At 58.7% G+C, this 25,147-nt stretch carries 22 protein-coding genes; 14 read left to right on the forward strand and 8 right to left on the reverse strand.

Annotated features, from left to right (window positions below; translation table 11 throughout):
• Positions 1-45: 45 nt before the first annotated feature.
• Both DV706_RS17800 and DV706_RS17805 read right to left on the reverse strand, forming a co-directional pair.
• Positions 46-1,059: a phosphotransferase family protein gene (locus DV706_RS17800; RefSeq protein WP_083902055.1), complete on the reverse strand. Its 1,014-nt coding sequence runs from the start codon at positions 1,057-1,059 to the stop codon at positions 46-48.
• Positions 1,056-1,733, reverse strand: a complete 678-nt coding sequence (locus DV706_RS17805; RefSeq protein WP_006066932.1) for an HAD family hydrolase — start codon at positions 1,731-1,733, stop codon at positions 1,056-1,058. Before DV706_RS17805 ends, DV706_RS17800 begins: the two co-directional genes overlap by 4 nt.
• A gap of 306 nt (positions 1,734-2,039) precedes the next feature.
• Here DV706_RS17805 and DV706_RS17810 point away from each other — a divergent pair, with 306 nt between their 5' ends.
• Positions 2,040-2,234: a hypothetical protein gene (locus DV706_RS17810; RefSeq protein WP_006066931.1), complete on the forward strand. Its 195-nt coding sequence runs from the start codon at positions 2,040-2,042 to the stop codon at positions 2,232-2,234.
• Between the two features lie 13 nt (positions 2,235-2,247).
• Here the strand turns inward: DV706_RS17810 and DV706_RS17815 are convergent, their stop codons facing one another.
• Entirely contained in the window at positions 2,248-2,847 is a 600-nt protein-coding gene (locus DV706_RS17815) for a hypothetical protein (protein WP_006066930.1), read from the reverse strand.
• Between the two features lie 287 nt (positions 2,848-3,134).
• On the opposite strand from DV706_RS17815, the gene fdhF reads away from it, so the two are divergent.
• Complete coding sequence (gene fdhF / locus DV706_RS17820; RefSeq protein ID WP_136350949.1) at positions 3,135-5,246, forward strand: formate dehydrogenase subunit alpha; 2,112 nt, start codon at positions 3,135-3,137, stop codon at positions 5,244-5,246.
• Between the two features lie 88 nt (positions 5,247-5,334).
• Here fdhF and DV706_RS17825 read toward each other — a convergent pair whose 3' ends face one another.
• On the reverse strand, positions 5,335-6,102 hold the full coding sequence (locus DV706_RS17825; RefSeq protein WP_006066929.1) for a carbon-nitrogen hydrolase family protein: 768 nt from the start codon (positions 6,100-6,102) through the stop codon (positions 5,335-5,337).
• Positions 6,103-6,332: 230 nt separating this feature from the next.
• Between DV706_RS17825 and DV706_RS17830 the strand changes: the two genes are divergently transcribed.
• The 11 genes from DV706_RS17830 (at position 6,333) to DV706_RS17880 (ending at position 17,560) form a co-directional block, all read left to right on the forward strand.
• Positions 6,333-6,566, forward strand: a complete 234-nt coding sequence (locus DV706_RS17830) for an FAD-binding protein (RefSeq protein ID WP_136350950.1) — start codon at positions 6,333-6,335, stop codon at positions 6,564-6,566.
• A 23-nt stretch (positions 6,567-6,589) separates the two neighbouring features.
• Positions 6,590-9,199, forward strand: a complete 2,610-nt coding sequence (locus DV706_RS17835) for an FAD-binding and (Fe-S)-binding domain-containing protein (RefSeq protein ID WP_240756920.1) — start codon at positions 6,590-6,592, stop codon at positions 9,197-9,199.
• Complete coding sequence (locus DV706_RS17840) at positions 9,196-10,053, forward strand: DUF6282 family protein (protein ID WP_006066926.1); 858 nt, start codon at positions 9,196-9,198, stop codon at positions 10,051-10,053. The genes DV706_RS17835 and DV706_RS17840 overlap by 4 nt, the downstream gene beginning before the upstream one ends.
• Positions 10,054-10,140: 87 nt before the next feature.
• Complete coding sequence (locus DV706_RS17845; protein ID WP_006066925.1) at positions 10,141-10,956, forward strand: amidohydrolase family protein; 816 nt, start codon at positions 10,141-10,143, stop codon at positions 10,954-10,956.
• A gap of 395 nt (positions 10,957-11,351) precedes the next feature.
• On the forward strand, positions 11,352-12,050 hold the full coding sequence (locus DV706_RS17850; protein ID WP_006066923.1) for a helix-turn-helix domain-containing protein: 699 nt from the start codon (positions 11,352-11,354) through the stop codon (positions 12,048-12,050).
• Between the two features lie 531 nt (positions 12,051-12,581).
• Positions 12,582-13,445 (forward strand): hypothetical protein, encoded by an 864-nt coding sequence (locus DV706_RS17855; protein ID WP_136350952.1) that lies wholly within the window; start codon positions 12,582-12,584, stop codon positions 13,443-13,445.
• A 252-nt stretch (positions 13,446-13,697) separates the two neighbouring features.
• Positions 13,698-14,150: a universal stress protein gene (locus tag DV706_RS17860; RefSeq protein WP_006066921.1), complete on the forward strand. Its 453-nt coding sequence runs from the start codon at positions 13,698-13,700 to the stop codon at positions 14,148-14,150.
• 71 nt (positions 14,151-14,221) lie between these two features.
• Positions 14,222-15,178 (forward strand): glycine betaine ABC transporter substrate-binding protein, encoded by a 957-nt coding sequence (locus DV706_RS17865; protein ID WP_083902052.1) that lies wholly within the window; start codon positions 14,222-14,224, stop codon positions 15,176-15,178.
• A gap of 2 nt (positions 15,179-15,180) precedes the next feature.
• On the forward strand, positions 15,181-15,897 hold the full coding sequence (locus DV706_RS17870; protein ID WP_006066919.1) for an ABC transporter permease: 717 nt from the start codon (positions 15,181-15,183) through the stop codon (positions 15,895-15,897).
• Complete coding sequence (locus tag DV706_RS17875; protein ID WP_006066918.1) at positions 15,894-16,895, forward strand: ABC transporter ATP-binding protein; 1,002 nt, start codon at positions 15,894-15,896, stop codon at positions 16,893-16,895. The genes DV706_RS17870 and DV706_RS17875 overlap by 4 nt, the downstream gene beginning before the upstream one ends.
• Complete coding sequence (locus DV706_RS17880; RefSeq protein ID WP_006066917.1) at positions 16,892-17,560, forward strand: ABC transporter permease; 669 nt, start codon at positions 16,892-16,894, stop codon at positions 17,558-17,560. Before DV706_RS17875 ends, DV706_RS17880 begins: the two co-directional genes overlap by 4 nt.
• Positions 17,561-17,751: 191 nt before the next feature.
• Here the strand turns inward: DV706_RS17880 and DV706_RS17885 are convergent, their stop codons facing one another.
• The 4 genes from DV706_RS17885 to DV706_RS17900 form a co-directional block, all read right to left on the reverse strand.
• Positions 17,752-18,645, reverse strand: a complete 894-nt coding sequence (locus DV706_RS17885) for a CBS domain-containing protein (protein WP_240756889.1) — start codon at positions 18,643-18,645, stop codon at positions 17,752-17,754.
• Between the two features lie 186 nt (positions 18,646-18,831).
• Positions 18,832-20,814, reverse strand: coding sequence for an oxidoreductase (locus tag DV706_RS17890; protein WP_006066915.1), 1,983 nt, complete (start codon positions 20,812-20,814; stop codon positions 18,832-18,834).
• Between the two features lie 179 nt (positions 20,815-20,993).
• Positions 20,994-21,455 carry a hypothetical protein gene (locus DV706_RS17895; RefSeq protein ID WP_006066914.1) on the reverse strand — a complete coding sequence of 154 codons (462 nt, stop codon included), beginning with the start codon at positions 21,453-21,455 and terminating at the stop codon, positions 20,994-20,996.
• Positions 21,456-22,415: 960 nt separating this feature from the next.
• Positions 22,416-23,105, reverse strand: coding sequence for a hypothetical protein (locus DV706_RS17900; RefSeq protein WP_006066913.1), 690 nt, complete (start codon positions 23,103-23,105; stop codon positions 22,416-22,418).
• Positions 23,106-23,670: 565 nt separating this feature from the next.
• Between DV706_RS17900 and DV706_RS17905 the strand changes: the two genes are divergently transcribed.
• Entirely contained in the window at positions 23,671-24,885 is a 1,215-nt protein-coding gene (locus DV706_RS17905) for a GNAT family N-acetyltransferase (protein ID WP_006066912.1), read from the forward strand.
• Positions 24,886-25,147 lie beyond the last annotated feature (262 nt).

A 25,147-nucleotide genomic window follows, 5' to 3' on the forward strand; every position in this document is an offset into this window, starting at 1 on the left:
GACACCTCGAGGCACACAGCCCGTGGTCCCTGTCGAACGAGCGGCTCACGGTCGTCCTGTATCCTGGCTGTTCGGCTTGACACTCGAGGGCGGATCGTTTTCGACTGCGGCCTCGAGTGCCCGGCGATGGAACGCGACTGCATCGTGGTGTTCGAGTTCCGGATACTGCGGGTTGGTTACGGTGCCTGTCGAATCGACTGCACTGTCCGCGATTGCAGCCACATGGTATGCTGTCGGAACTGATGGATATGGTCTGACGCTCTCGTATCCCGTCTTGAAAGCGTCTCGAAGCGGTTCTGGCTCCGGAACGTACCAGTCTGCGATGAGATACTCGGCTTTTGCCACCGACAGTGACGCTGGGGCGGCCAGTGGAGCCTCCCAGTCCACGATCGCCGCTATACTTTTGTCAGCAACGAGTGCGTTCCCAGGGCGGAAATCCCACGGATACAGCCGTGCAGGAGGTGCCGACTCGACGGGCGAATCGGCAATCAGCTCTCGCAGTTCGGACCGGAGCGGATCGAACACCGGTGGGAGCCGCCTGACAGCTCGGTGTCCATACTCGCGAAACCACGCTTCCCAGTCGTCGCGTCGTGGGGTGAGCGTTTTACTCGTTGTCTCGAGCGTGCCGTACCCATCGAACTGGAACGCTTCGTGGAGGTGGGCGAGAGACGTTCCGAACGACTGGGCAAGCTCGCGTTGTATCGCCGAGTCGAATACAGTGAACCGCTCGTGGAGGTCAGCACCGTCGATGTACGCCGTGAGCATGTACGCCACGTCATCGTGACAGCCCGAAGTGAGTACAGGCGGTACCGGAACGCTGGTTCGGTTTCGTATCTCAGTGAGCAGTGTCGCCTCGGTTTGTAACCACGTCGCCTCGTCGCTCACCTGTACTACTACTGGATCTCGCTGTGCAAATCTGGCAACTGCCGTTTGTTTTCGGTTTCCACGGTGTATTTGCACTATTTCCGTGACTGACTCGGCAAGAGCTGTGAGGGCAACAGCAGCGCCAGCTCGCCGTTTGTCATCTTCGAACGCCTTTCCCAACAGCTCCTCAGTCATCGCTTTTCGTTCAGCACGTCTGGAAGGTCCGACAGTGAGTCAAGCACGTACTCCGGGTCGTACGCCCCGGCGTCGTCGTCCGTCCCGCGGAGCCACGCGGCCGACAGTCCGGCGTTCTGTGCGCCTGCAACATCGTACTCGAGTGAGTTACCAACGTACAACACCTGCGTTGGCACCAGGTCGAGTTCGGCGAGCGAGCGTTCGAACGGGACTGTGTGTGGCTTTCTTCGCGATAGTTCTGCGCCGTAGACGATCACGTCAAATTGGTGCACTATGTTGAGTGCCTCGAGTTTCGCCTGCTGGCGGTCTTTTGGACCGTTCGTGACCATTCCCACAGGCCCAATTTCGGCCGCACTCTCGAGTGCATGCTCTGCACCCGGCAACAGGGTCACCGCGCTGTCGTCGACGAACCCATTGAGTGCCTCCGCAAGCGCAAGCGGATCGACATCCGTCCGGCCGTGTTGTGCGGCGAGACGGGCAAACCCAGCACCGATGTAGCCAAGCCAGTCGTCGTGGTCTGCCGATCCATCGAGCGCTGCCCAGAGTGCAGTGGGCTCGCCAAACGGCTCTTCGCCGACCTGCTCGAACGCGTTCGCGTAGATCGCATCAGTGTCCTGGTTTCGATGACAAAGTGTTCCATCGAGGTCGAATAAAACGGCGTCGAAAGCTGTCACGCACGCTAGTTGGCTGGATACAGCAAAAGCCTCGCGGTGCCGAAATAGACTGGGAGTAACGAATCTATAGAATGTCTCGAGATGATTAACAACCTCTACCGTAAGCACATGCATGCATGTAACACTAGTATCGTTACCACACCTTGTGAAGGTGGATTGTGGATCCCATCGGTTTCTGGCCCAAGTCCCGTTTTACTGTCGCTCAAGACGAGATACACTGTTTGGTTGCACTACGTGTTGCTGGCGAACGACGACGGAGCCCTTGCCACTCCAACCATTTTGTCACTCGAAACCGTACCACGGACCATGCAGTACGACAGAATCGATCTGCGAGTCCACGAGCACGACGGCGACCGACGAATCGAGGTTGACGGCTACTTCCGACCACATCCGGAGTCGAAGCCGCCGGAATACAGGCGAAATGTGATCGTCGATCTCACGGAAGAACAGGCACAGCAACTACACGACGATCTCGGCGAGCAACTGGAAGCATGGGAGTAACGGCTGCCGGCAGCTAGTTGCTTGACGACAAAATTCGCACGCGCTGAATATCATCGAGTTCGGACCCCAATCGCCAGAGTGCGCGATAGAGCGTCCACATATCGCACTCGAGGTGGTCGGCCAGCGATCGACAGCGTTCGAGGTACGTTTCGTACGCCTCGAGTGAGAGCGTATCCGGATAGACCTCAGGCAACTGTCCAGCGGCATCCAGAACTGCCAGTTCTCGTTCGCCAACGACGATAAACGACGATGGATCGATAAACAGCAGATAGGCGGAAGCGACCGGAACGTCTACGCCCTCCAACGTTGTCAGTCGGGAGACTCGCTCGGACACGTCGGATGCCGTGGCCGCGTCACCGATAACACGTTTGACCATCTCAAAATCGTTCTGTCCGAACCGGTCTTCAGCTGCTCGACGCTCTGCGTTCGGAACGTCGCCGAGAGAGCGCCGATAGTACCATCTGACGACCCACTCTGCATCACGCCACCCGAATTCGCCGCTTTCGAACGCTCCCGGTAGCCCCTCGATCTGTTCTTGCTCGACAAGGTACAGTGGCTCTTGTGTCCGGTATTCCTCAGCTTTCGTCTCGATGATGGTCCGTGTGAGCTCCACGATACTCGATTGTTCACGGGCGTTCGAGTAGAACTTTTGCCCCTGGTCGCCGCGCTGGTGGCATCGACCGCTTTTCGAGCGGGCGAGTGTGACGGTGGATCGATGAGCGACGGGCTGTGTTTGTCAGTCCCGATGCGACCGCAACACCTCCTGTGCTCGTGCGGGACATCGGTGCGGCAGACCGTACCGTGGCAGCTGAACTGAGGTGGTCAGTGCTAGAAAGAGTCATACATGTGGAGGTTGATAGTCGCTGTAGCGCGACTTACGAACGTAGCCGAATGTGACCCATGTCCAGCGATAATCCAGATCCCGTGAAAACTATCTGTCCGTACTGCGGTGTCGGGTGCGGAATTACGGTACAGCCTGGTGAAGAGCCCAGTGACGTCCGGTTTATGCCGTGGGGTGATGCACCAGTAAACGAGGGCCGTGTCTGTATCAAAGGTGGAGCAGCGACGGAAGTCGTCGATCATGAGGACCGGTTGACCAACCCACTGATCAAAGAGGACGGTGAGTTCCGCGACGCATCGTGGGAGGAAGCCTACGAGTACGTTGTCGACGAACTTGCCCGCATTCGAGACGAGCACGGGCCCGACGCGATGGGGTTTTACGGCTCATCGAAGGTGATGAACGAGGAGAACTACCTTCTCCAGAAGCTGACCCGCCGCTACGGAACGAACAACGTCGACAACTGCACGCGAATGTGTCACGCGTCGACCGTCTGGGCGCTGCGAACGAGTCTGGGCGCGGGTGCGATGACCAACAGCATGGAGGACCTTCGAGACGAGGCGGACGTCTTCTGGATCCAGGGTGCGAATCCTGGCGAGCAACATCCCATCGCCAACAGCCAGTACTTCCGGCAGGCAGTGCTCGACGGTGCGACCGTTATTCAGGTCGACCCACACGCGAACAAGACGACGCGGTCGTTCAAGATCGACGACACTGACCGCCACCAACACCTCCAGTTGAACCCGGGAACTGACATCCCGCTGTTGAACGTCGTCATCAAGACGGCACTCGAGAATGACTGGATCGACGAAGCGTTCATCGAGGAGCGAACCGAAGGCTTCGAGCATCTCGAGCGGTCCCTTCGAGACTTCGATAAAGCGGCCGCCGCCGAGGAGTGTGGCGTTCCACTCGAGGAGATCGAACTGGCCGCAGAGAAGTACGCCACGGCCGACAACGCGGCCATCTTCACCGGAATGGGGATGAGCCAACATCGGTGTGGTGTCGACAACGTCCAGAACGAGATCAACCTCGCGCTGATCACGGGGAACGTCGGTCGACCCGGGACGGGTGTGAATCCACTTCGAGGCCAGAACAACGTCCAGGGGACCTGTGATGTCGGTGCGATGCCGAACGTGCTCCCGGGCTATCAGCTGGTCGACGACGATGCCGCTCGCGAGCGCGTCGAACAGGTTTGGGGGTTCGAGGTGCCCGACGAGCCGGGGCTGACGAACGTCGAACTCTCCCATGAGTTCGGCGAGTCAGTCAAGGGGCTGTACGTGATGGGGGAGAACCCGGTCATGTCCGAGCCCGACGCCAATCGAGTCGCCGAACGAATCCAGCAACTCGAGTTCATCGTCGCACAGGACATCTTCATGACCGAGACAGCCAAGTACGCCGACGTCGTCCTTCCGGCGACGAGTTGGGCCGAACGCGGTGGCACTGTCACGAACACCGACCGGCGCGTCCAGCGCATGCGTGGCGTCGGGAAGGTCCACGAAAACACGAAACACGACCTCGAGATCGTCTCGGAGATCGGGAAACGGCTGTTCGACGATGGGGAAGCGCTGTTCGACTTCGAGGACCCCGAGGCGGTGTTCGAGGAACTCCGGCAGGTCTGTCCCATCTATCACGGGATGACCTACGACCTCCTCGGCGAGGAGGGGCTCCACTGGCCGTGTTATGAACCCGGCGACGAAGGAGACCTGTTCCTGTACGAAGACGAGTTCGACACTGAGAGCGGTCTCGGACACATCGAGGGGGTTCGCCACCAGCCACCAGCCGAGACGCCAGATGAGGAGTATCCACTGATTTTGACGACGGCTCGGCTCGAGGAACACTACAACACCGGCACGATGAGCACCCGATCACCGACGCTCAACCGGCAGACGCCCGAAAATTTCGTCGACGTCAACCCTGCAGATGCAGAGCGATACGGGATCGAAGACAGCGACGAAGTCACACTCAAATCACGGCGCGGCGAGATCACAGTCGAAGCACAAGTCACGGAAGACATCAAAGAAGGTGTCGTCTGGACGACGCCGCATTTCGCGGCCGCCTCCGCAAACAGACTCACCAACGACGTTCTCGACGAACGAGCGAAGATCCCCGAGTACAAGGCTGCAGCTGCCGAGATAGAGGTCTCAATCGACGCCAACACAGCCGCTGACGACTGAGTCTTCGACTCTCGTTCTACTCGAGAACACGGCGACGTTCATCATCATGAATTGACAAAACCCCATTATAAAATCAGAGCCGAACGGATCAGTCCTGATCGGATGACCGCGTCGCTCGGACAGGGTTTTGCTCGTGTGCTTGCTCGAGATCGCTCGCAGTAACAGGTGCGCTGACAACACCGTTCTTCGTATCTCCCTCTGAACGAATCCGTCCATCTGGTCCGGCAACGAGACTGTGTCCAGCATGGCTGCGCCCGTGTTGATCTCCAATGTGATTCGAGGCAACGACGTAGAACGGACCGTCTCGAGCACGGGCACGTGAAAGGAGTCGCCAGTCAGAGAGATACGAGGTTCGCCACGCCGCGTTCACGGTGAGGACGTCACAACCAAGCTGGGCGTACTCAAGTCCGACTTCCGGAAAATTGAGATCGTAACAACAACAGAGACCAACGGTTCCAACAGGTGTCTCGACGGTCGTTGGCCCCTCACCCGAGCTGAATACTTCGGCTTCTGCACCCCAGGGATACTGTTTTCTGTATGCTGCTTCGACACCATCTCCGGAGACGACGACCGTTGTATTGTACAGGTTATCGCCGTCCCGTTCGGGGAGACCAACGGCGAGCAGAGATTGGATACTCCCTGCGATCTCGGTAAGTGAGTCAGTGATGGGGCCTGGGACAGACGCTGCGAGGTCGGGAACGGTCTCGAGGTCGTAGCCGGTGACACAGAGTTCGGGAAAGACGGCAAATGCGACGTCCGTCCGAAGATCACTACCGAGAGCACGTATCGACTCGAGGTTCGCATCGATATCGCCGATAGCCGGCTCGAACTGGCAGGCTGCGATATGATCACTCACGGCAGCTCACCCCGTGAAGTACCTCGGGGTCGAGCCCCGAGGCACTCTCGCTGTATCTCTGTAGAAGTTTTGTTTCGACTGACGCGCTGGAAGTTCCATACCCTCGCTTGGTCTCGACCGGGAATGAGCGTTCGGTCGGACATGTCTCGAGATTAACCTTCCACTGGGACAAAAAGGGTTCCGTCTGTACGACTCGAGGGTTAACCTGTGGGAGTTCCAAGCAAATGGTAATGGGTGTCACAACGAGCGACCTGCGAGTACCGACCCCCCTTGAAGGCGTGCTCGAGGGAGAGGCCGATTTCGGCGAGCCGACGCGGACGCTGTACGCGACGGATGCCAGTATCTACGAGGTCAAACCCGCGGGAGTGGTCTTTCCCGCGGGACGAGAGGATGTCCGTCGGGTCGTCGAATACGCCCGTGAACACGGTGTGAGCATCACGCCAAGGGGGCGGGAAGCAGTCTGACCGGTAACGCTGTCGGTGAGGGGATCGTCCTCGACTGTGAACGGCACATGGACGAGATCGTCTCGGTTGACTCCGAAGCAAAGACGGTGACGGTTCAGCCGGGCGTGGTTCTCGACCAGTTGAACGACCGTCTGGCCGACGACGGGTTCTACTTCCCGCCAGACCCGAGCACCTCGAGCACCTGCACGATCGGTGGCATGGTCGCTAACGACGCCGCAGGAGCACACTCGGTTCGACACGGAACGACCCGTGACAATGTTCGATCGGTCGAGTGTGTCCTTGCAGACGGCACTGTCTCGAGGTTCGAACACCTCGAGGGCGATCGTCTTGAAACCGTCTGTGACCGAGAGAATCGGCTCGGTGATCTCGCTCGCACCCTTCGCTCGATCGGGTCCGATCACACCTCCGAGATCGACGAGCGCTATCCCGACGTCGAGCGCAACTCGAGTGGCTACGACCTCGATGAAAGCGTCGCTCCCGACGGCTCGTGGCTCGATCTCTCGAAGCTGATCGTCGGCAGTGAGGGAACACTCGGTGTCATCACTGAGGTCACCCTCGAGTTGACGGAACTGCCCGAGCGGAAGGCTGCGGCTCTGGTCTTTTACGACGGCGTGATCGAGGCGGCCGCTGCTGTCGAATCGACGCTCACAGCAGATCCGAGTGCGGTCGAACTCGTCGATGCCGACGTCCTCGGATATGCTCGAGACGCCTGGGGATTCGACCTTGTCCCAGCCGATGCGGGGGCGGCGTTGCTCCTCGAGGTCGAAGGCGATTCGGTTCGGATCGAAGACGCCCTCGAGACAGCTCTCGAGGCCGCCGAGACGAACGCAACTCTCGGTGTCGAACGAGCACGCTCCAAAGAGAAACAGGAGACACTCTGGAAGATCCGGAAAGCGTCGAATCCACTTCTCAACCGTCGACCCGGTGACGAGCAAGCCCCGTCGTTTATCGAAGACGCTGCGATCCCGCCCGAACAGCTCCCGGAGTACCTCGAGCGGGTACGTGAGATCCTCATTGAGTACGAACTGGACGCGAGCGTGTTTGGACACGCAGGACAGGGTGTGTTACACGTCAAGCCGTTTCTGAACCTCAAAACTGAACGGGACCGCGAGCGGCTGCGGGCGGTCAGTGAGGCGGTCCACGACGTCGTCCTCGATCTCGGTGGCTGTGTGAGCGGCGAACATGGTGATGGTCGTCTCCGATCTGCATATCTCGAGGCGATGTACGGCGAGACGCTGTATGCAGCGTTCTGTGAGCTAAAGCGTGCGGCGGATCCCAACGACGTATTCAATCCGGCAAAGGTCGTTCCCGACTCGGAGGGGCGACTGGCTGGTGTTGAGGACGGACTTCGCTTCGACGGCTACGATCCCGATGCGCTCGAGACGGCACTCGATTTCGACGACGAGGATGGCATTGGCTCGCTCATCGAACAGTGCAACGGCTGTTCGAAGTGCCGAACGACCGACAGTGGTGTGATGTGTCCGTCCTACCGAGCGGAAGAAACGGAGGTGACGAGCACGCGTGGTCGGGCGAACGCACTCCGAGCCGCTATCGACGGCCGTCTCGACGAGGATGCCATCACGAGCGACTGGTTTACAGAGGAAGTTCTCGACCGCTGTCTCGCCTGCAAGGCCTGCGAAACTGAGTGTCCGACCGGCGTCGACATGGCGAAGCTCAAGACCGAACTCAAGCATCAGAAACATCAGCAAGACGGCGTTCCACTTCGCTCGAGAGTGTTTGCGAACGTCCGTACGCTCAACCGGCTCGGGAGTGCACTTGCCCCCATTTCGAACCGACTGGCCTCTATCGGATCGGGCCGGGACATCCTCGAGCGCATTGTCGGTATCGACCGGCGTCGCGAACTGCCCGCATTCGCCTCGGAGTCGTTCCTCGAGTGGTTCGACGGTCACGTCCCCCATTCCACTGCTGGCGAGCGCGGCCGCGTCGTGCTCTTTCCTGACTGTTATATGGCTTACAATCATCCGGAGGTCGGACGGGCAGCAGTGAGGGTGCTTGAGGGCTGTGGCTATGCCGTCTCCGTTCCCGACGTATCCTGTTGTGGGCGACCAGCGCTTTCTCAGGGAATGATCGATCACGCCCGTGAAGACGCCGCAGACAACGCGGAGACGCTCGCTGGCTACACTCAGACGGACGTCCCGGTTCTCTCCGGCGAACCCTCCTGTGTCAGCGCGTTGCGGGAGTACGACGACATACTCGAAAACGCCGCTGGCGTCCCGAACGCCGCTACGAGCGTCTCGGCGTTTTTGCTCGAGGAAGTCGGCGACGACCTCGTCGAACTCGTATCCACCGGAGGAACCGATCACGTCGCGGTCCACACGCACTGTCACTCGACGGCCAAGGGGTTCGATCGCGCGCCGGTCGCCTTGCTCGAGCGGGCGGGCTACGACGTTGACATCGTCGATGCGACCTGCTGTGGGATGGCCGGAGCCTTCGGTTACGAGAGCGAACACTACGACCTCTCGCGGTCACTCGGTGAGAATCTGAACATGAAGATCGACGCGCTTGAACCAGATATCGTGGCAACGACGGGTGCATCGTGTAGCCAGCAACTGGCCGATCTCGATCGGGAGACGATCCATCCACTGGTGTTGCTCGCGGAGGTGATCGAATGACGGCTGACTGGCTCGAGGGCGCGATCGACGTCCACGTCCACACCGCACCGGCGATGGTCGACCGTGCGCAGGACGATCCAGCGCTCGCTCGAGATGCCCTTGAAGCGGGACTGGACGCTGTCGTGGTCAAGAGTCACGTCGTGCCGACGGTCGGGCGCGTTGACGCAGTCAACAGCGCGCTCGGCGAGCAGATCCTCCACGGCGGAATCACGCTCAACGGGAGCGTCGGCGGGCTCAATCCCGAGGCTGTCGAGACAGCACTCGAACTTGGCGCGAAGATCGTTTGGCTGCCGACCACGTGGGCGCGAAACCACGCTGCCAGAGCGCGGGCGGCCGGCGAAGCGGTGTTTGTCGGACAGCGTGTACCCACTGAAGCGGAAGACCTCGAAGTAACGAACGGGTCGGGTGTAACCACGGCGGTACAACGAATTATTGACCTCGTTGCCGAGTACGATGCAGTGCTTGCAACGGGACACATCTCACCCACCGAAATCGAGGCGGTCGTCGACGCCTGCACCGAGAGGGAGGCGACGTGTCTGATCAACCATCCGTTTTTCCGGATTACCGACCTCTCGATCGAACAGCAACTGTCTCTCGCTGAACGTGGTGCAGTAATGGAGTACTGTGCGTACGCAGTCGAGAGCACACCCGGGCACACTGTTGATCGGGTCGCTGAGGCGCTCGAGCGACTGGGGTCGAGCCACTGTGTGCTGGCGACCGACTACGGCCAGGTCGGAAATCCGGCAGTTCCCGGTCTGGCGGAGTTTGCGACGGCTGTCTCCGACGCTGGTGCGTCCGAAACGGCAGTTCGGCGGTCGTTGACGGACACGCCCACCCATCTGATCGGGTTGTGACCGACGGGATATCTTGGACCCCTACTTGAACCCTACCACGTGTCCCAGTGAACGCTGATACTGGAATCCCCCAAAGCACAGGGTGTAATGACGGACACACCGGTCGTCAACGCACACCACCATATCGGTAACGAGAACGAAGAGAAAGATCGCACGTTCGAGTGGAACGAAACCGTCGACTCGGTTATCGAGGCGATGGACGAGAACGGCGTCGACGCGACGATCCTCCAGCCACTCGGCGGTGACAACGACAAGTCGGTCGCCGAAACCCACGATCAGATCTACGAGGCGAGCCAAGAACACGAGGGTCGCATCTTCGGAACCGCGGCGGTCAACCCCCACCTCGGGACGGAGTTCGTCCACGAGGAGATCACCCGCTGTGTGCAGGAACTCGATTTCAAGTACGTCAAACTCCACACGCTCGCATGGGGTGTCGATCCAACCACGGACATCGCCTACGACGTCTTCGACGCCTGTGTCGAAAACGACGTCCCCGTGATGGTTCACACCGGCCCACACGGCATGCCGTTCTCGGTTCCCGGGATGTACATGCCCGTCGCCGAGGACTACCCCGAACTGGACATCGTCTTCGCTCACATGGGCGGAGCGTACACGCTCGCCCAGGAAGCCATCTTCATGGCCGAACGGTACGACAATATCTACCTCGACACCACGCTCGTGTTGAACATGTACCTCAAGCGGGCGCTCGAGGCCGTCGGTGCAGACCGGATCATGATGGCTGCCGAACACTCCTCGAACATCCCCGTTGCGCTCACCAAAGTCGACTGTATCGGCGCGACAGAGGAACAAAAGGCCAAGATTCTCGGTGGCACCGCCGCCGACTTCTACGACCTCGACGTCGCAAAGCAGTCCTTCGAGGACCAGCTCGCCGCCGACGACTAAGCCGGATCGCTCGGTCAACCGACTCGCCAACCACTTTTTCGTTCCAATGTCCGATGCCTGTGAGCGTACGGCTGTTACCGACTTGGCCCGCACGGTCCGACTCGAGACGAACCGTGGCGTGTTCGAATGGGGGACACCCACTCGCGCTCGCGGTGGGCGAGAACGACCACTCTCCGAAACGGATCACCTCGAGAAACGTCGGCAGCTGTTCGCGTTCGCTGACGTCGACTTGCTGACTACATATATAGACTAATCGACATTTCTATCGCGTCTATCATATACCTCGTTGACACACTCGAGTCGGGCAATTATCGTGACTCGTTCTGTTCGACACCCGATGGAATATCAATCACACTTCAACATTCTATTTATATCCCCTATGAGTTGTTAGCAGTATGCTGACTGCGGAACTAAGCGTCCGATACGAGGGCGATTGGACTGACGAACTCGCAAAGTACGACGTCTTTGGGGAGTTTTTAGCCTCGACGTTCCGCAACCGGGAATACATCGGGATCATGGCCCTTGAAACGGACGACCTCGAGGCCTCACTCGAGGTGATCCGCGACCATGCGATGACCGAATCGGTCGAAGTGGTCGAGCGGTACTCGCCCGCACCCGGGGATCGGATGGCTGCGACGCTGTTTATCCGCGGTCAGCTGACCGAGTTCACCCCGTTGCAGACGTTGTTGTACGAGGGATATCTGCCGATTGGCCCCACCACGCTCGAGGACGGCAGGGAGTGTTTCGATCTTCTCCTCTCCGATCGTGATGAGCTATCGAAGGCAGTTGAGGTGCTCGATGACTTCGGTAACGTCCAAATCAAACGGATTTCCCGGGATTTTAGCCGCCAGATCCTTCCGAGTGCTGCGGGCTGGCAAGAACTGCTCTCGTCGTTTCCCCCACGCCAGCGTGAGATACTCAACGTCGCCTACGAGCAGGGCTACTACGAGATCCCTCGGGAGACAACGCTCGAGGAGATTGCAGACGAGATTGGGATCACGAAGACGACGGCGTCGAATCACTTGCGAAAGTCCGAGCGACGCGTCATCGAGTTTCTCGTGACGTATCTCAATCTTGCGGCGAGCGACGGATAGCTGGCAGACACGAACTGATCTACGTCTCTCTCCTGAGAAATTGCTACAGCTAAAACACTTCTGGAGAGACGAAGTCAGAGCACAATCAAACGGTGTCGTTCGGTCGTGTTATTTATATGAATATAATTTCAATTGCAACTAATGCCCTACAGTAGACGCCGCCTTCTCGTGACCGGGTCGGTCATCGGCCTTGGAAGTGGGGTCGCTGGCTATACTCAACGACGTAGAATTTTTCGGTATTCGGATCTCCGAACGCTTCGTGATATACAGGACCGTCCGCTTCCAGAAGGGCCAGAGCCACTCATCGTCCCGGATGCGTACCTAGCGGACTCGCGAAAACGACTCGACGAACTCGTTCGACGTGCACGAGAACACGGACTTTCGGAGGATGACGATCACATCGCGTACGCTCTTGACCTCCGCGAGCGTGCCGCCGAGGCGGCATTTTCGATCGAAGCAGCGTACGATCTTTCTGCAGCACGAGGTGCCACAGCACGTATACTCAGTTGGACCCGCCGAGAAACCGGCGACTTGACTGAAGCAGATGTCGAGGCCGAAATAACGGATATTCGACAACGCGTTGATGACACGACGCTCACGTACGATATCGGGCCCGAGACACACCTCATGGTCTCACATCACGGTGCAGAACTTGCGCTTCGCTCGGCAACAGGTTCGCTCACCGGCACAGAGCGTCAGAGCCCCTCGAGAAGAATGGAAGTAATCGAGCGAGCAACTGCATACCGTGACTTGGCGGTCTCCCTGTCCGACGGCGGCGACGGTGACTCTCGGGAGGCCAGCCTGCAAGCTCTCAGCCGAGACCTCGAGGAGAGGGTCGCCAATCGAATGGCGTCTGTCACCCACGACTTCGATCCCAAGTACATCCGATGGCGCTACAAAACCATCGGTGTCGTAGGAAAGTCACGCACACTCGCCTCTAATGGGCTGTTCAGCGGTTCCCCTTCGGATTACGGTGATGAGTATCCTGCATCGGTGGCTGTGACACGGCTTCGGGATCTGGTGCTAGCGACGGTGGCAACCGACGTCGGTCCCGAGTTTGCGGCCAGTTACGATACAAAGGCGTCATTCGCCGATATCGGGGAAATTGACGAGATGAAACGAAACGCGACTGACGCCCTCGAGTCGGTCCCGGATGACGCGATGGCCGATCCTCTGGTGAAATTGTTTTCCGCAGCGGCAGTCCACGCGGCGGAATGCGGTGATCGTCAGTTACAGTCGGCGATCGAGAGGGTGAATCAGCTCGAAACTGGAAGCTGGAACCTCCGTCTGGAAGATGCCTTTCTGGGGTACCGTGCCGCTCTGGAACTAGCCAAGGAGGCTCCAAGGATCGCTCAGGAGCTACCACAGAGCATTGGTCATTATAGTAGCAGTTGAAACTGTTTACACACCGATCGCACTGACGTTCAGTGGCTATTATAAACAATGTCGGGATGGAGGGTTTCCGGGAGGTCGACGATGAGTACGGCGACGAGTTACGATCCCCCACATCTTGCCCAACCGGCTTCTTTTTGACACACTCGCGCACTTGGTCCGCTTTCGCTGCCGGCTGTTCTCAGACACCGCTAACAAAAACCCTCAGAGATGTTCCCCCGTGATACTATCGCTGGCCAGCCCAGAGATGTTGATATGGATACAATCCTCCTGCCAGTGACGAGTCACACAGGCTGGGCGAGAGACGTCGCTGCCGCCGCAGTCGAGACCGAAGCGGGAACGGAGACAGAGGCCGTCGTCATGCACCTTTTCGAAGACGGCGAGGCGGAGACGACACGGTCGAACCTCGATTATCCGGTTGACGAAACATTGACGCTCGATGAACTTGCGACACGTAAACGAGGCGTTTCGGCCACCACCGACGTCTTCGAGGACGCAGGAATCAACGTCCAGGTTCGAGGGTACAACGGTGGCGACGAACCCGCAGGAGAGATCGTTGCCGCCGCTGAACGTGAGGGTGCAGATCGCATCTACCTGTACAGTCGCAAACGGAGTCCGGCGGGAAAGGCCGTCTTCGGCAGTACGATTCAAAAGGTTCTCCTCAATGCTTCGTGTCCGGTCGTTGTCTATCCCTTTGGTGCTCGGTGAACAATCATTATAAACCCCACGAGCAGTTGGAGACAACCGTTAATGGTATTTCGTCCCTTTCAACGCATGCAATGACTTGGCACACTTCGAGACGGAACCTATTGCGAACGACGGGGGCCGCGGCGGGGGCGGTGGGCCTCTCGAGTCTGGCAGGGTGTATGGGAACAATCGGTGGTGGAAGCGGTGTGAAAGTGGGTTCGAAGCAGTTCTCTGAACAGCGAGTACTCGGATCCCTCGCTTACGAGACGCTCTCGGAGAACACTGACCTCGAGATTAGCGACGAGACGGGTCTCGGTGGGACCACTCAGAACTTCGAAGCGCTTCGCAGCGAGGAGATCGACCTCTACTGGGAGTACACCGGTACCGCGTGGTTGACACTCCCACCGCAACACGACGACCCAATCGCTGACCCTGATGAGATTCACACAGAAGTGAAACAGGAGTTCGAAGCGGAACATGGGGTTACCGTACTCGAGTATGCGCCACTCGACAACACCTATGTGTTGACGGCGAACCCGGATTGGCACGAGGAGACTGGGGTCGATTCGTTGAGCGAACTCGCAGCACACGTCAACGATGGCAACACTGACCTCGACCAGGTGATGAACGCAGAGTTCAGCGAGCGAGACGACGGCTGGTCGGGGCTCGTCGAACACTACGACTTCGACGACGACGCTGTCGACGACCTCGCTGCTAACACCAGTACTGTCGACGATGAGGTCGTCTATCAGGTTGTCGGGGAGGGAGAAGCAGACATCGGGATGGGCTTTAACACCGATCCACGGATCCTCCAGTTCGACCTTCACGTTTTCGAGGACGACGAGGATTTCTTCCCGGCATACAACGCTGCCCCACTCGTCCGCGAAGAGTTACTCGAAGAAAGCCCCGAAATTGAAGACGTCCTCAACGAACTCTCACCGTTACTGGACACCGATACCATCCGTGAAATGAACAACGAGGTCGCAAACGAGGATCGCAATCCCCAGAACGTTGCATCCGAGTTCCTCGAAGACGAAGGCCTCATCTAATCATGACCTCGCCGACACCAGTCGTACCGGGCCAGCTTGCTGCTTACTGGGAGTTCATTCTCGAGAATCTCTCACAGCTCATCGTGGCGACGCTCGAGCACATAGAAATCATCACGATTTCGATCGCGCTCGCCGTGCCGATCGGCGTTGGACTCGGGATTCTCATCACATTCGATGACCGGCTCGCAACGGTTGTCATCTGGCTCGCTGGGGTGATGATGACCATCCCAAGCATCGCAATGTTCGGCCTCTTGATCCCGTTCGTCGGGATTGGTGCCGAACCGGTCATCGTCGCACTCGTCCTGTACTCGCAGCTGCCGGTCATCCGCAACACGTACGTGGGACTGACCGATATCGATCCGGCGGCACTCGAGGCCGGCAGAGCGATGGGTATGACGCGGGTGCAGCTACTTCAGAAGGTTCAGATTCCAAAGGCGTTGCCAGTGATCATGGCTGGAGTGCGTAACTCGGTCGTGATCCTCATCGGAATCGCAGCCATCGGCGCGTTCATTGGTGCCGGTGGGCTTGGGACCTTCATCTTCGACGGGATCGCGCGTGCGAACGTTCCGATGATCGTCGTTGCAACGATCATTCTGTCAGGGCTCGCACTCGTATTCGACTACGCTTTCAAGGTCAGTGAACAGGTGTTTCGACTCAAAAACGGTGAACAGATCGAGCCGTCCCGGGTTACACGGCTCATTCAGCGGGTGAGAGCATGATCACATTCGAAAACGTCACGAAACAGTACGAAGACGGTACCGTCGCGATTGAAGAGATTTCCTTTACGGTCGAGAGAGGGACGACGACCGTTCTCGTCGGCCCCTCCGGCTGTGGGAAGACGACGACAATGAAGCTCGTCAACCGACTCGAGGACCCAACCGAAGGGACTGTCTATCGCGACGGGGATCCGATCTCCGAGTTCGACCCGATCGAACTCCGACGAGAGACCGGCTACGTGATCCAGGAGATCGGGCTGTTCGATCACATGACGGTTGCTGATAATATCGCGACTGTTCCACGGCTCAACGACTGGGACGAAGCGGATATCGACGCCCGTGTGGACGAATTGCTCGAGTTGATGGACCTGCCACCGGAAATCTATCGTGATCAGTATCCGACGGAGCTTTCGGGTGGACAGCGACAGCGTGTCGGCGTCGCTCGTGCGTTCGCGTCGGACCCGGACGTCATCCTGATGGACGAGCCATTCGGCGCACTTGACCCAATTACGCGTGAAAACCTGCAAAACGAGTTCATTGACATTCAGTCGGAACTGGATACGACTATCCTGTTTGTCACACACAGCATCGACGAGGCGCTGAAGATGGGAGATCGGATTGCGATCTTTGACGTCGGCGAAATCGTCCAGTACGATACACCTCAGGCAATCTTGAACGACCCGAAGACGGCGTTCGTCGAGGACTTTATTGGCTCCGACCGACCATTGAAGAAGCTCAAAGTAACGAACGTTGAGGACGTAATGAGTTCAACGACCGACGGATTTGCAACCACCAGTGGAGCGAACAGTGCCGCTGAAATGGTACAGAGCGACGGTGGGGAGTCCGTGGCACCGCTTGCCCCAACGGATACTGCGCTCTCGGCGCTCTCGAGATTGGTCGAAAGCGACCATGGCCGTCTGCCAGTCGTCGATGACGACCGAGTGGTTGGGACGGTGTCCGACGAAGACTTACGACAGAGTAACAGAGGCGTGCAACAATGAGTGAGATCATTGCTGGGTTCGAGTACCTTGTTGACAACTTCGATGAGTTTCTGATGCTGCTCCAGCAACATCTCGCGCTTGTGCTCGTTTCCGAACTGGCGGCGATCGCCGTCGCGATTCCCGCCTCGATACTCGCTGTTCGCAACGCTCGAGCGCGGCGAGTCGTCCTCGGCGTCGGTAACGTCGCCCAGACGATTCCGACACTCGCGATCATCGCACTTGTGTTCCCGCTCATCGGGATTGGTTTCTGGCCCTCTGTGATCGGGCTCTGGGCATATGCGATACTGCCGATCATTACAAACACGATCAGTGGGATCGAGAACGTCAGTGACGACACCGTCGAAGCCGCACGCGGGATGGGGATGACCGATTGGGAAGTCCTTCGCAAGATTCAGGTTCCGCTCGCGTTGCCCGTGATCTTTGCAGGGATCCGAACGAGCATCGTTCTCAACGTCGGGACTGCCTACCTTGCCTTCTTCATTGGTGGCGGCGGACTTGGGCTCTGGGTCGTCGGTGGGATTCAGCTGTACAACATGCCACAAGTGCTCGCAGGAGCGATTCCTGGTGCCTTGCTTGCCATCGGAGCAGACCTCGTGCTCGCTCGAATCCAACACCGACTTGGTGGTGAGAGTGACGTCAATAATCCCACCGCGGGGGCTGCGTAACTGCTGTTTCTTTCTCGAGCGAGTACTGGGTGTCGTTCGGAAACCGGAGCTTCCGCTCAGTGACGAGACGCAGTCAGTGTCTCGAGCCACCTGCCCCCAAGGTGCTTCATACTCCACAGCAGCCGTTCTGTCGGGTCGACCGGCGGTACAGTCCGGTCGTGATGTGCCTCTCGGCGATCGTACCAGTCTCGCTAGGCGACCGCTTCGATTTCAATGGCCGCCGTCTCGGGCAGGTCGTCGACTAGCACCGTTGCCTCTCCCTCGATCACTCGCTCGCCGTCCGCGTTGAGGACGTCGGTCGTCAGTTCGAACTTCCGATCACTGATTTCGCCGACGATCTCACAGACCGCCGTGACGCGTTCTCCCAGGCCGATTGGTCCCAGGAACACCAGGTCCTGTGAGACGTAGATCGTCAACCCCGGGAGTCTGGCGAGGGCGGCGCTGATGAGCCCGCTCACGAGCGTTCCGTGGGCGATCCGCTGGCCGAAACGCGTCTCGCGAGCGTAGCTCTCGTCAAGGTGGAGACGGTTAGTGTCACCCGACGCCGTCGCGAACGACCGCACGTCTGTCTCGGAGATGGTCTTCGAGAACTCCACTCGGTCGCCCACGCTCAGCTGGTCGCAAGAGACCGTCGAGCACTCGAACTCCCAGTCGGAGAGTTCGTACTCGGTCTCCTGTCTGGCGTGGTACTGGGCCGTTGGCTCGGATTCGCCGGCGAGTGCGCCTCGGTGGAAGACCTGTGGAGCGTACCGGATCACGTCGTCGGTGCTCACCAAGCCGACGAGACGGCCGTCCTCGACGACGACCAGCCGCGCTACCCCGTGGTCGTGCATGGTCTCGAGGGCATCCTTGAGTTCGGCGGCCGGGCCGGTCATGGCGACCGGCGCAGACATGACGGCTTCTAACGGCTTCTCACGCGGCGACTCGTCCTGGTCGAGCGCCTGAATGAGGTCCGTTCCGGTGACGATGCCGGCGGCCTCATCATCCTCGACGATCACGACCGAGTTGATTCCCTCCTCGAGGAAGGTCCCTGCGGCGTCGGAAACGGTCTCATCTGGCGCAGCCGTGACCACCGGCGTGCTCATAACATCTGCAACACGGATCGGATACGACATGGATCGATACGTATGCTGCCGTCGGTCATAGTATGACGACCCGATTTTCAACGCGATAAAACCGTGGGCCACTCCGACGCCAAACAGCCGATCAGACCCTGTCGATTGAGATTCGGCCACGTGGCTTTTGACCGAGCGAAACGAGGGCGCTTAAAATCACAGCTGCGGGCTGAAGGTCCGGTACGGATCGCCAATCGAGATACCGGCCTCGGTGCCGTCGAGGGTCGCACGATAGACGTCTCGAGACTCCCGGGCGTCGCCGACGACGTAGATCGACGCAGGGTACGCATCGAGGTCGTCGGCGAGGTCGTCGTTTGGCTCGTGTCCCACTGCAAGCACCACTCGGTCGGCCTCGTGTATCGTTTCCCCGCCGTCGGCGTCGGCGGTAGTCACAGCATCCTCCTCGATAGCTGTCACCGTCTCACCAGTAACGAGCGCGACGCGGTCGTTCGACTCGAGGGCCTGCAGCACGTCGATGCGACTGATCCGTTCTTTGTCCGGCGCGATCCGGTCTGTCTGCTCAACCACGGTGACCTCACAGCCCTGTTCGGCCAGGAAGCTGGCGGTGTCACAACCCACATCGCCCCCACCGATGACGACGACCGATTCGTCACCGACCGGCACCGATCCGTCGATGACGTTCCACGACTGGACGACGTGATCTGCGTCGACCCCTGGGATGTCGATCCTGCGGGGCCTGGCGCCAGTCGCCACGACGACGGCGTCGGGGTCGACCGCCTCGACCGTCGATCGGTCGACGCGCTCTCCCAGACGGACCTCAACCGGGTGGCGCTCGAGTTGGGTCTCGAGGTACTCGAGGTACCACCCGTTTTTCTCTTTTCGCGGCGGCGCGGCCGCGAGGTGGAGCTGGCCGCCCACCTCCTTGGCTGCGTCGTACAGCGTCACATCATGTCCCCGGTCAGCACTTTGGATGGCTGCCTGAATCCCAGCCGGGCCTGCACCGACGACGAGCACCCGCTGGCGCTCCGGTGCGGGCTCGAGGGTGGCGAACTCCCGTTCGCGGCCCACCGTTGGGTTGACTGTACAGCCCATCTCCCTGTCTGCGAAGATCCCCTCGCCGATACAGCCGATGTTACAGCCGATACACCGGTTAATCTCTTCTACACGTCCCTCCTTGGCCTTGCGCGCGAAGTGGGGGTCCGCGATGTGACCGCGGCCGAGGGCGACGAAGTCGGCGTCACCCTCGGCGAGCACCGCTTCGGCCGTCTCCGGCTGGCGGACGACGCCGACGGTGATAGTGGGGATGTCGACGGCGTCACCGATCGCTGCGGCGTAGTGTGAGCGCCAGGCCTCCTCATACCCCATCGGCTCGAGGGTCTGGGTCGGTGCGCCGTAGGCGCCAACTGTGACGTCAAGGACGTCAACGCCGGCTGCGGCGAGCATTTCGGCCATCTGCGTGGCCTCCTCGAGCTCGTAGCCGCCGTCGACGAACTCCTCGGCGCTCAACCGGAACGACAACGCGAGGTCGTCGTCTATCGCTTCTCGGATACCTTCGACGATCTCCGTCGGAAACCGCATTCGGGAATCGAAGTCGCCTCCGTATCGGTCGTCCCGCTGGTTGTTCCGTGGCGACATGAACTCCTGGATGAGGTAGCCGTGTGAGCCGTGCAGTTCTACCCCGTCGAATCCCGCCTTCTGTGCGCGTTTCGCGGCATCCACGAACCGTTCCACCAACGATTCGACCTCTTCGGTTTCCAAAACTCGCGGGTTCCGGGCGTTGTACGCGTTCTCGGCTCTCGAACTCACCACCGGTCGGGCCCCGCCGGTTTTCTTTACTGTGGTGCCGCCGCCGGCGTGGTGGAGCTGCACGAACGCCTTCGCACCGTGTTGTTGGATGCGCCGCGCGAGCTTCGAGAGTCCCGGGACGAGGCTGTTGTCGGCTATCGATAGCTGGTTGACGATCGCGCGTCCTCGCGGGTGCTCGACTGCCGCGGTGCCAACGGTGACAAGCCCGGTTCCGCCGGCCGCGCGTTCGGCATAGTAGTCGAGAAGTTGGTCAGTGACTTCTCCGGTGGCAGTGGCGTAATTCGTCCCCATTGGTGCCATGACGAGGCGGTTTCGGAGTTCGATGGGACCGATACATTCGGGGTCAAACAGGTGTGGAAATTCGGAACTCATTGGTGGTATAGGTAACGTGAGCGGAGGATCGAACCTTGAGATAGTGACCATCGGTATCGATAAAAATGCTCGTCATGGCGCAACTTTCGAGGGTCAACGGTACAGCGCCCGCACGAGCATCCGCTATCCCCCGGTCTGGGTCGCTTCAGTGTCACGCCTCGAGGTACTCGACTTACCGATCAAACACTAACAGACAACGGATTGAACCAACCACCCGCAGTGGCGACGAGCAACAAGAGGGGAAGCAGTGCGATGCTCAGCGCGACAAAGTGCAGGGCAGTTGTCTCTGCAAAATGCGTTCTGGTGCGCAACTCCGTGGCCATCGTGAACGCTATCACGGAGCCGAAAAACAGCACGATCGACCCGAAGACACTCGCGTTGTACTCTGCCCGGACGGCTGGGCGATCAAGCGTGTAGTGGAACGCGAAGAGGTCGGCCCAGGCTGAGTCGTGGAACGCCCGCAACTCAGTCTCGTAGACGGGCGCGATGTGGTGGATGTCGGGTCCCAGCCCCCAGAGCCCACCGAGTGAAACGAGCCACAGCGGTATCCACGGAGATAGGCGATAGCGGAGTGCAACAGGTGTTGCGACCAACAGCAGAATCGATGCGCCGACGAGGAAGTGGGTAATTGCAGGTGCCATCGGTGTGTGGGGTCGTAAGACCGACCGAACGAACTGATCCGACAGCTGTGACCTTCGGTAATTTGTGAATACTCGTTTGGGGTTCACCGCCGATAGTACAGTGGATGTGTCCAACGGCCTGAATTAGTCGCGTAATAGATCTGCTTACACTGTATCAACTTATTCAAGCTATTGTCCCCCCAGAGCAGGGAACAGTTAACCAGTTAGAACGCGAATATATCTCTGTGAAGGGACTGACCTTGACTCGGACCGAACAAAAGAAAATCGGAGCAATACTTGTTGGCGTTACACTTGGCATCCCAATTTATGCGATACTATTCAGCCTACTAGGCCTAATTGATCAACCAATCACCCTGTCGTTTCTTCGATTTTCGATCGCATTTTCGTTTGTTTTTTCACTTCCATTGGTAGCATTTTTTATTGCAATCAAGGATAAGACACCATGATGGCTGTGTTCACATACCTCTGAAGATACTGTTAAACACAATGGCAATGAGAGAGCCATGCTGAATAAGACGGCCTTATCTCGAATCGAGGTGCTAAAACCCCGTCCTTTAGGGCGGGAATACAGAACCGCACATTTCGAAAACGGCCGAATCAACGGTTTTAGGTGCCCCACGGACGTATATTCAATCGTCGACGCGCCGGTTCCCCGTCGTGTCTCGACACCCACAAACTGGCAGTTGACTCGGTGTTTGCCTCATCAAAAAGTAAGCCCGTGGGACACAGACCGACAGAAAACAATGAAGTAACTCCGAGTCCCGTGCGGGATAGGAGTAACGGATGCGTGGCACCTCCATCGGTTTGTCGGACCGAAAACCATAAATCTCCCAACGAACCGCCCTTTTGGTGGGCGTGGGAAGCCTCGTCGTCGTCGGGCTCTGTCCGACTGCCTGAGGGATCTTCGATCCCTCTCCGTTTACGACGAGGAGGATGTCACAATCGGTCAGTATGTGGATCTCAGTTAGTTACCTTCCGAACGCACCATCCAGCGTAAGCCAACAACCCGCCACCCAAAGTAAATAGAACCACTCTGACTCCGCTAAGATTTCCACCTGCCGTCCAATGGCCGCCTTGAGATCGATATCGTGTTTGCCAATAATAGTCCTCGTCGTGTTCAATAATCAGGTTCTGTTCAAACTCCTCAACACGTTCGCCGTATACTGTAACCGATCCTGTTTCGACTGCCTCACGGACTTCTTTAGAGCGGTCCTCTGCATCCACACTGGCGTGTTCAACTGCATCCATACTGCTGATGTTTGAGAGCGTCAATATCGTCCTATTATTTTCGTATTCGCTTTCTGGAAGGTACATTTCGCCTTCAATCCTGACTATGGGATACAACCGCGGGTCTTCACTAGTAAGAGGGTCATCACGGGCCTCCTCGTAGTCATCTATGAATCCGTCGTATTCAACAGAACCCGTTTCAAGTATTTGTCTTTCCAAGGCACAAGGACGTTCGCCGGGACAGTGTAATACTTGTTCAGATTGCAGAAGAGCCACTTCAGCTACACTTTCATTTTCAATCTCTTCAACATGGTACGTAACTTCGAAATCTCCGCCTCCATCCGGGTAGAAGTAGAATGGGTTTAACATAAGGATGAGGCCGAGAAGTGCGATTCCCGCAACAGCAATATATGTGCGGTTCATAAATCGTCTTTTGGTTCTTTATAAAAACGTGTTCCGATAATTAGTATATGCTAGAACATAGTGGCATCCAATGACGATTACAGAATACACGGAAAGCTATCCAGTACCTGCTTGGCCTGTACTTACAGAACATCGAGGAGAACGCCCACGACGTCAGTCGTGTGGAGGATGTCAACGATCAAGCCCTCACGTTTTGGCTCCGTGCGGACACTGTTCGAGACGACCGACTACTGCCTCGAGAACGATATTTCCATGTTCAGGGGTAGGAAGTTCGAACTCGGCGTCGGCCGCAAACACCTCCACGCGCTCGTGTCGCTGTCCTATTTGGACGCACAACGACATCGCCCCGGTCGGGTACAACGATCCAGAACTGGAAGGTGATCTCCCCTCGAGTCCGCTTTCGCCGTCGTCGGATTCCTTCGGTCTGGAGTGATACTGCAGTACCTGATATCGGAGACCGGAGTCCAATCGGGGACTCGAGTCACGACTGGTGTGGTTCGCCGGAGCCGACCAACCGATACCCGTACTACTATTGTCACTGAAAGTGAACGATCACTGAACATCCGTGGCTGCCACATCAGATCCGTCGATAACGCTCGTTTCCGAAGCGGAGTCCGAAACGCGCCGTCGTCTCGAGGAGATTGCGGCCGACGCGTTCGCCACTCCGCAGGACTATCTTGTCAGTCTCTCCGCTCACACGCTCGCCGCACGGGTCGATGGCGAGGTCGTGGGTGGCGTCGTCCTCGATATCGTCGACGGGTCGGCGGGCGACGTCGGGATCGTGTCGTGGCTGTTTACCTCCCCGTCGGCACAAGGCCGGGGGATCGGAGACCAGCTGGTCAACGCCGCCCTGGACTACCTCGTCGAACAGGGCTGTCGGGCAGTCGTGACAGTGGTCCAGTGGCCCAACACTGCCTCGAGTGCGCTATTCGCCCGCAGAGGGTTCAGTCGTATTTCCTCGAGTGCGCTCCTCGAGCGGTTCGGCCCGAAACAGGGCGGACTCGTCTGGCACAAGACGTTTCACTTCGTAAACGTCGGCTGTGATCTCTGGTATCTGGAACTCCCTGGAGAAGAGTCGCCCGAGCCGTCGAGGAATCCGCCGGAAAAGCCCGCAAACGCAACTGATCGAGCGACCAGTGACAGTGAGGTCAGCAACTCTCGTGGCCGTCAGCGCCGCTCACCGCTTCGGACGGCCCGCCGTTTTTCCGAGACAGTCCTCGTTCATGTGGTCTTGCTCGCCATCGTCGTCGGTGGACTCGACGTCCAGTCGTGGGATCTGACGACTGTTGGTCTCGCCGTGACGGCCGGCGTGTTGCTCTCGCTTCGGTGGGCTCCGTACGCTGTATTCACATCTCGTGACCGCAGGCAGTGGGTCTTCTGGGACTGGGGAAACGTATACCCGTTCGCTGGCGCCATCGCCGTGTTCGGTGGCTTCCTTCCCGTTCCGGGCCACATCACCCCCGAGCGGTCGGAGTGGGACTATCGTGACGAGCTCTCGGTGTTGGGCCCAGCGGCGACGGCATGGGGAGTTCTGTTGCTTGCCACGCTTCTCGGCGTTATCGCTATGAGTGAGTGGCTCGGCACGAGCGGCTGGCTCGAGGCTGCCACGCTGGAATCGCTGGTTCTTACACTTACGGTGTTCGTCGTGGTGGACCTGTTGGTGATCGTCTGGCCCTTTGATAGCTACAACGGACGGATCGTCTACGACTGGAACCGTGTCGTTTGGGCGGTGCTCTCGGGTGTCGCGGCGCTAGTTCTGGTTGTATACTATTTCGGGTAGCCCGACACAGGACTATCTCATCAGACATCCTGACTGGCACCACGGTCCGGCTCAAATGGCGTTTTTCAGCGGCCTCCGATCACTCCCGTGGCACTTCGTGTCGCTCGCGGTCGACGTATCGCTGTACGAACCGTTCGGGGTCCTCGAAGACGTAGTCGTGGGACTCCCAGATGCTTATTTCGCTTGGGTACCGAGGACCTGTATGCAGTGGTGCGACCAGCCAACGAGACCATCCGGGAGCGAGGGTGTGAAGGCTTGGAAC

The sequence above is a fragment of the Natronorubrum bangense genome, from assembly GCF_004799645.1.
Taxonomy (GTDB): domain Archaea; phylum Halobacteriota; class Halobacteria; order Halobacteriales; family Natrialbaceae; genus Natronorubrum; species Natronorubrum bangense.

Excerpts from the sequence above, each read along its gene's own strand:
- DV706_RS17800 (WP_083902055.1), bottom strand. The coding sequence starts at position 1,059 with ATGACTGAGGAGCTGTTGGGAAAGGCGTTCGAAGATGACAAACGGCGA.
- DV706_RS17810 (WP_006066931.1), top strand. The coding sequence starts at position 2,040 with ATGCAGTACGACAGAATCGATCTGCGAGTCCACGAGCACGACGGCGAC.
- fdhF (WP_136350949.1), top strand. The coding sequence starts at position 3,135 with ATGTCCAGCGATAATCCAGATCCCGTGAAAACTATCTGTCCGTACTGC.
- DV706_RS17830 (WP_136350950.1), top strand. The coding sequence starts at position 6,333 with ATGGGTGTCACAACGAGCGACCTGCGAGTACCGACCCCCCTTGAAGGC.
- DV706_RS17840 (WP_006066926.1), top strand. The coding sequence starts at position 9,196 with ATGACGGCTGACTGGCTCGAGGGCGCGATCGACGTCCACGTCCACACC.
- DV706_RS17845 (WP_006066925.1), top strand. The coding sequence starts at position 10,141 with ATGACGGACACACCGGTCGTCAACGCACACCACCATATCGGTAACGAG.
- DV706_RS17850 (WP_006066923.1), top strand. The coding sequence starts at position 11,352 with ATGCTGACTGCGGAACTAAGCGTCCGATACGAGGGCGATTGGACTGAC.
- DV706_RS17860 (WP_006066921.1), top strand. The coding sequence starts at position 13,698 with ATGGATACAATCCTCCTGCCAGTGACGAGTCACACAGGCTGGGCGAGA.
- DV706_RS17865 (WP_083902052.1), top strand. The coding sequence starts at position 14,222 with ATGACTTGGCACACTTCGAGACGGAACCTATTGCGAACGACGGGGGCC.
- DV706_RS17870 (WP_006066919.1), top strand. The coding sequence starts at position 15,181 with ATGACCTCGCCGACACCAGTCGTACCGGGCCAGCTTGCTGCTTACTGG.
- DV706_RS17875 (WP_006066918.1), top strand. The coding sequence starts at position 15,894 with ATGATCACATTCGAAAACGTCACGAAACAGTACGAAGACGGTACCGTC.
- DV706_RS17880 (WP_006066917.1), top strand. The coding sequence starts at position 16,892 with ATGAGTGAGATCATTGCTGGGTTCGAGTACCTTGTTGACAACTTCGAT.
- DV706_RS17885 (WP_240756889.1), bottom strand. The coding sequence starts at position 18,645 with ATGAGCACGCCGGTGGTCACGGCTGCGCCAGATGAGACCGTTTCCGAC.
- DV706_RS17890 (WP_006066915.1), bottom strand. The coding sequence starts at position 20,814 with ATGAGTTCCGAATTTCCACACCTGTTTGACCCCGAATGTATCGGTCCC.
- DV706_RS17895 (WP_006066914.1), bottom strand. The coding sequence starts at position 21,455 with ATGGCACCTGCAATTACCCACTTCCTCGTCGGCGCATCGATTCTGCTG.
- DV706_RS17900 (WP_006066913.1), bottom strand. The coding sequence starts at position 23,105 with ATGAACCGCACATATATTGCTGTTGCGGGAATCGCACTTCTCGGCCTC.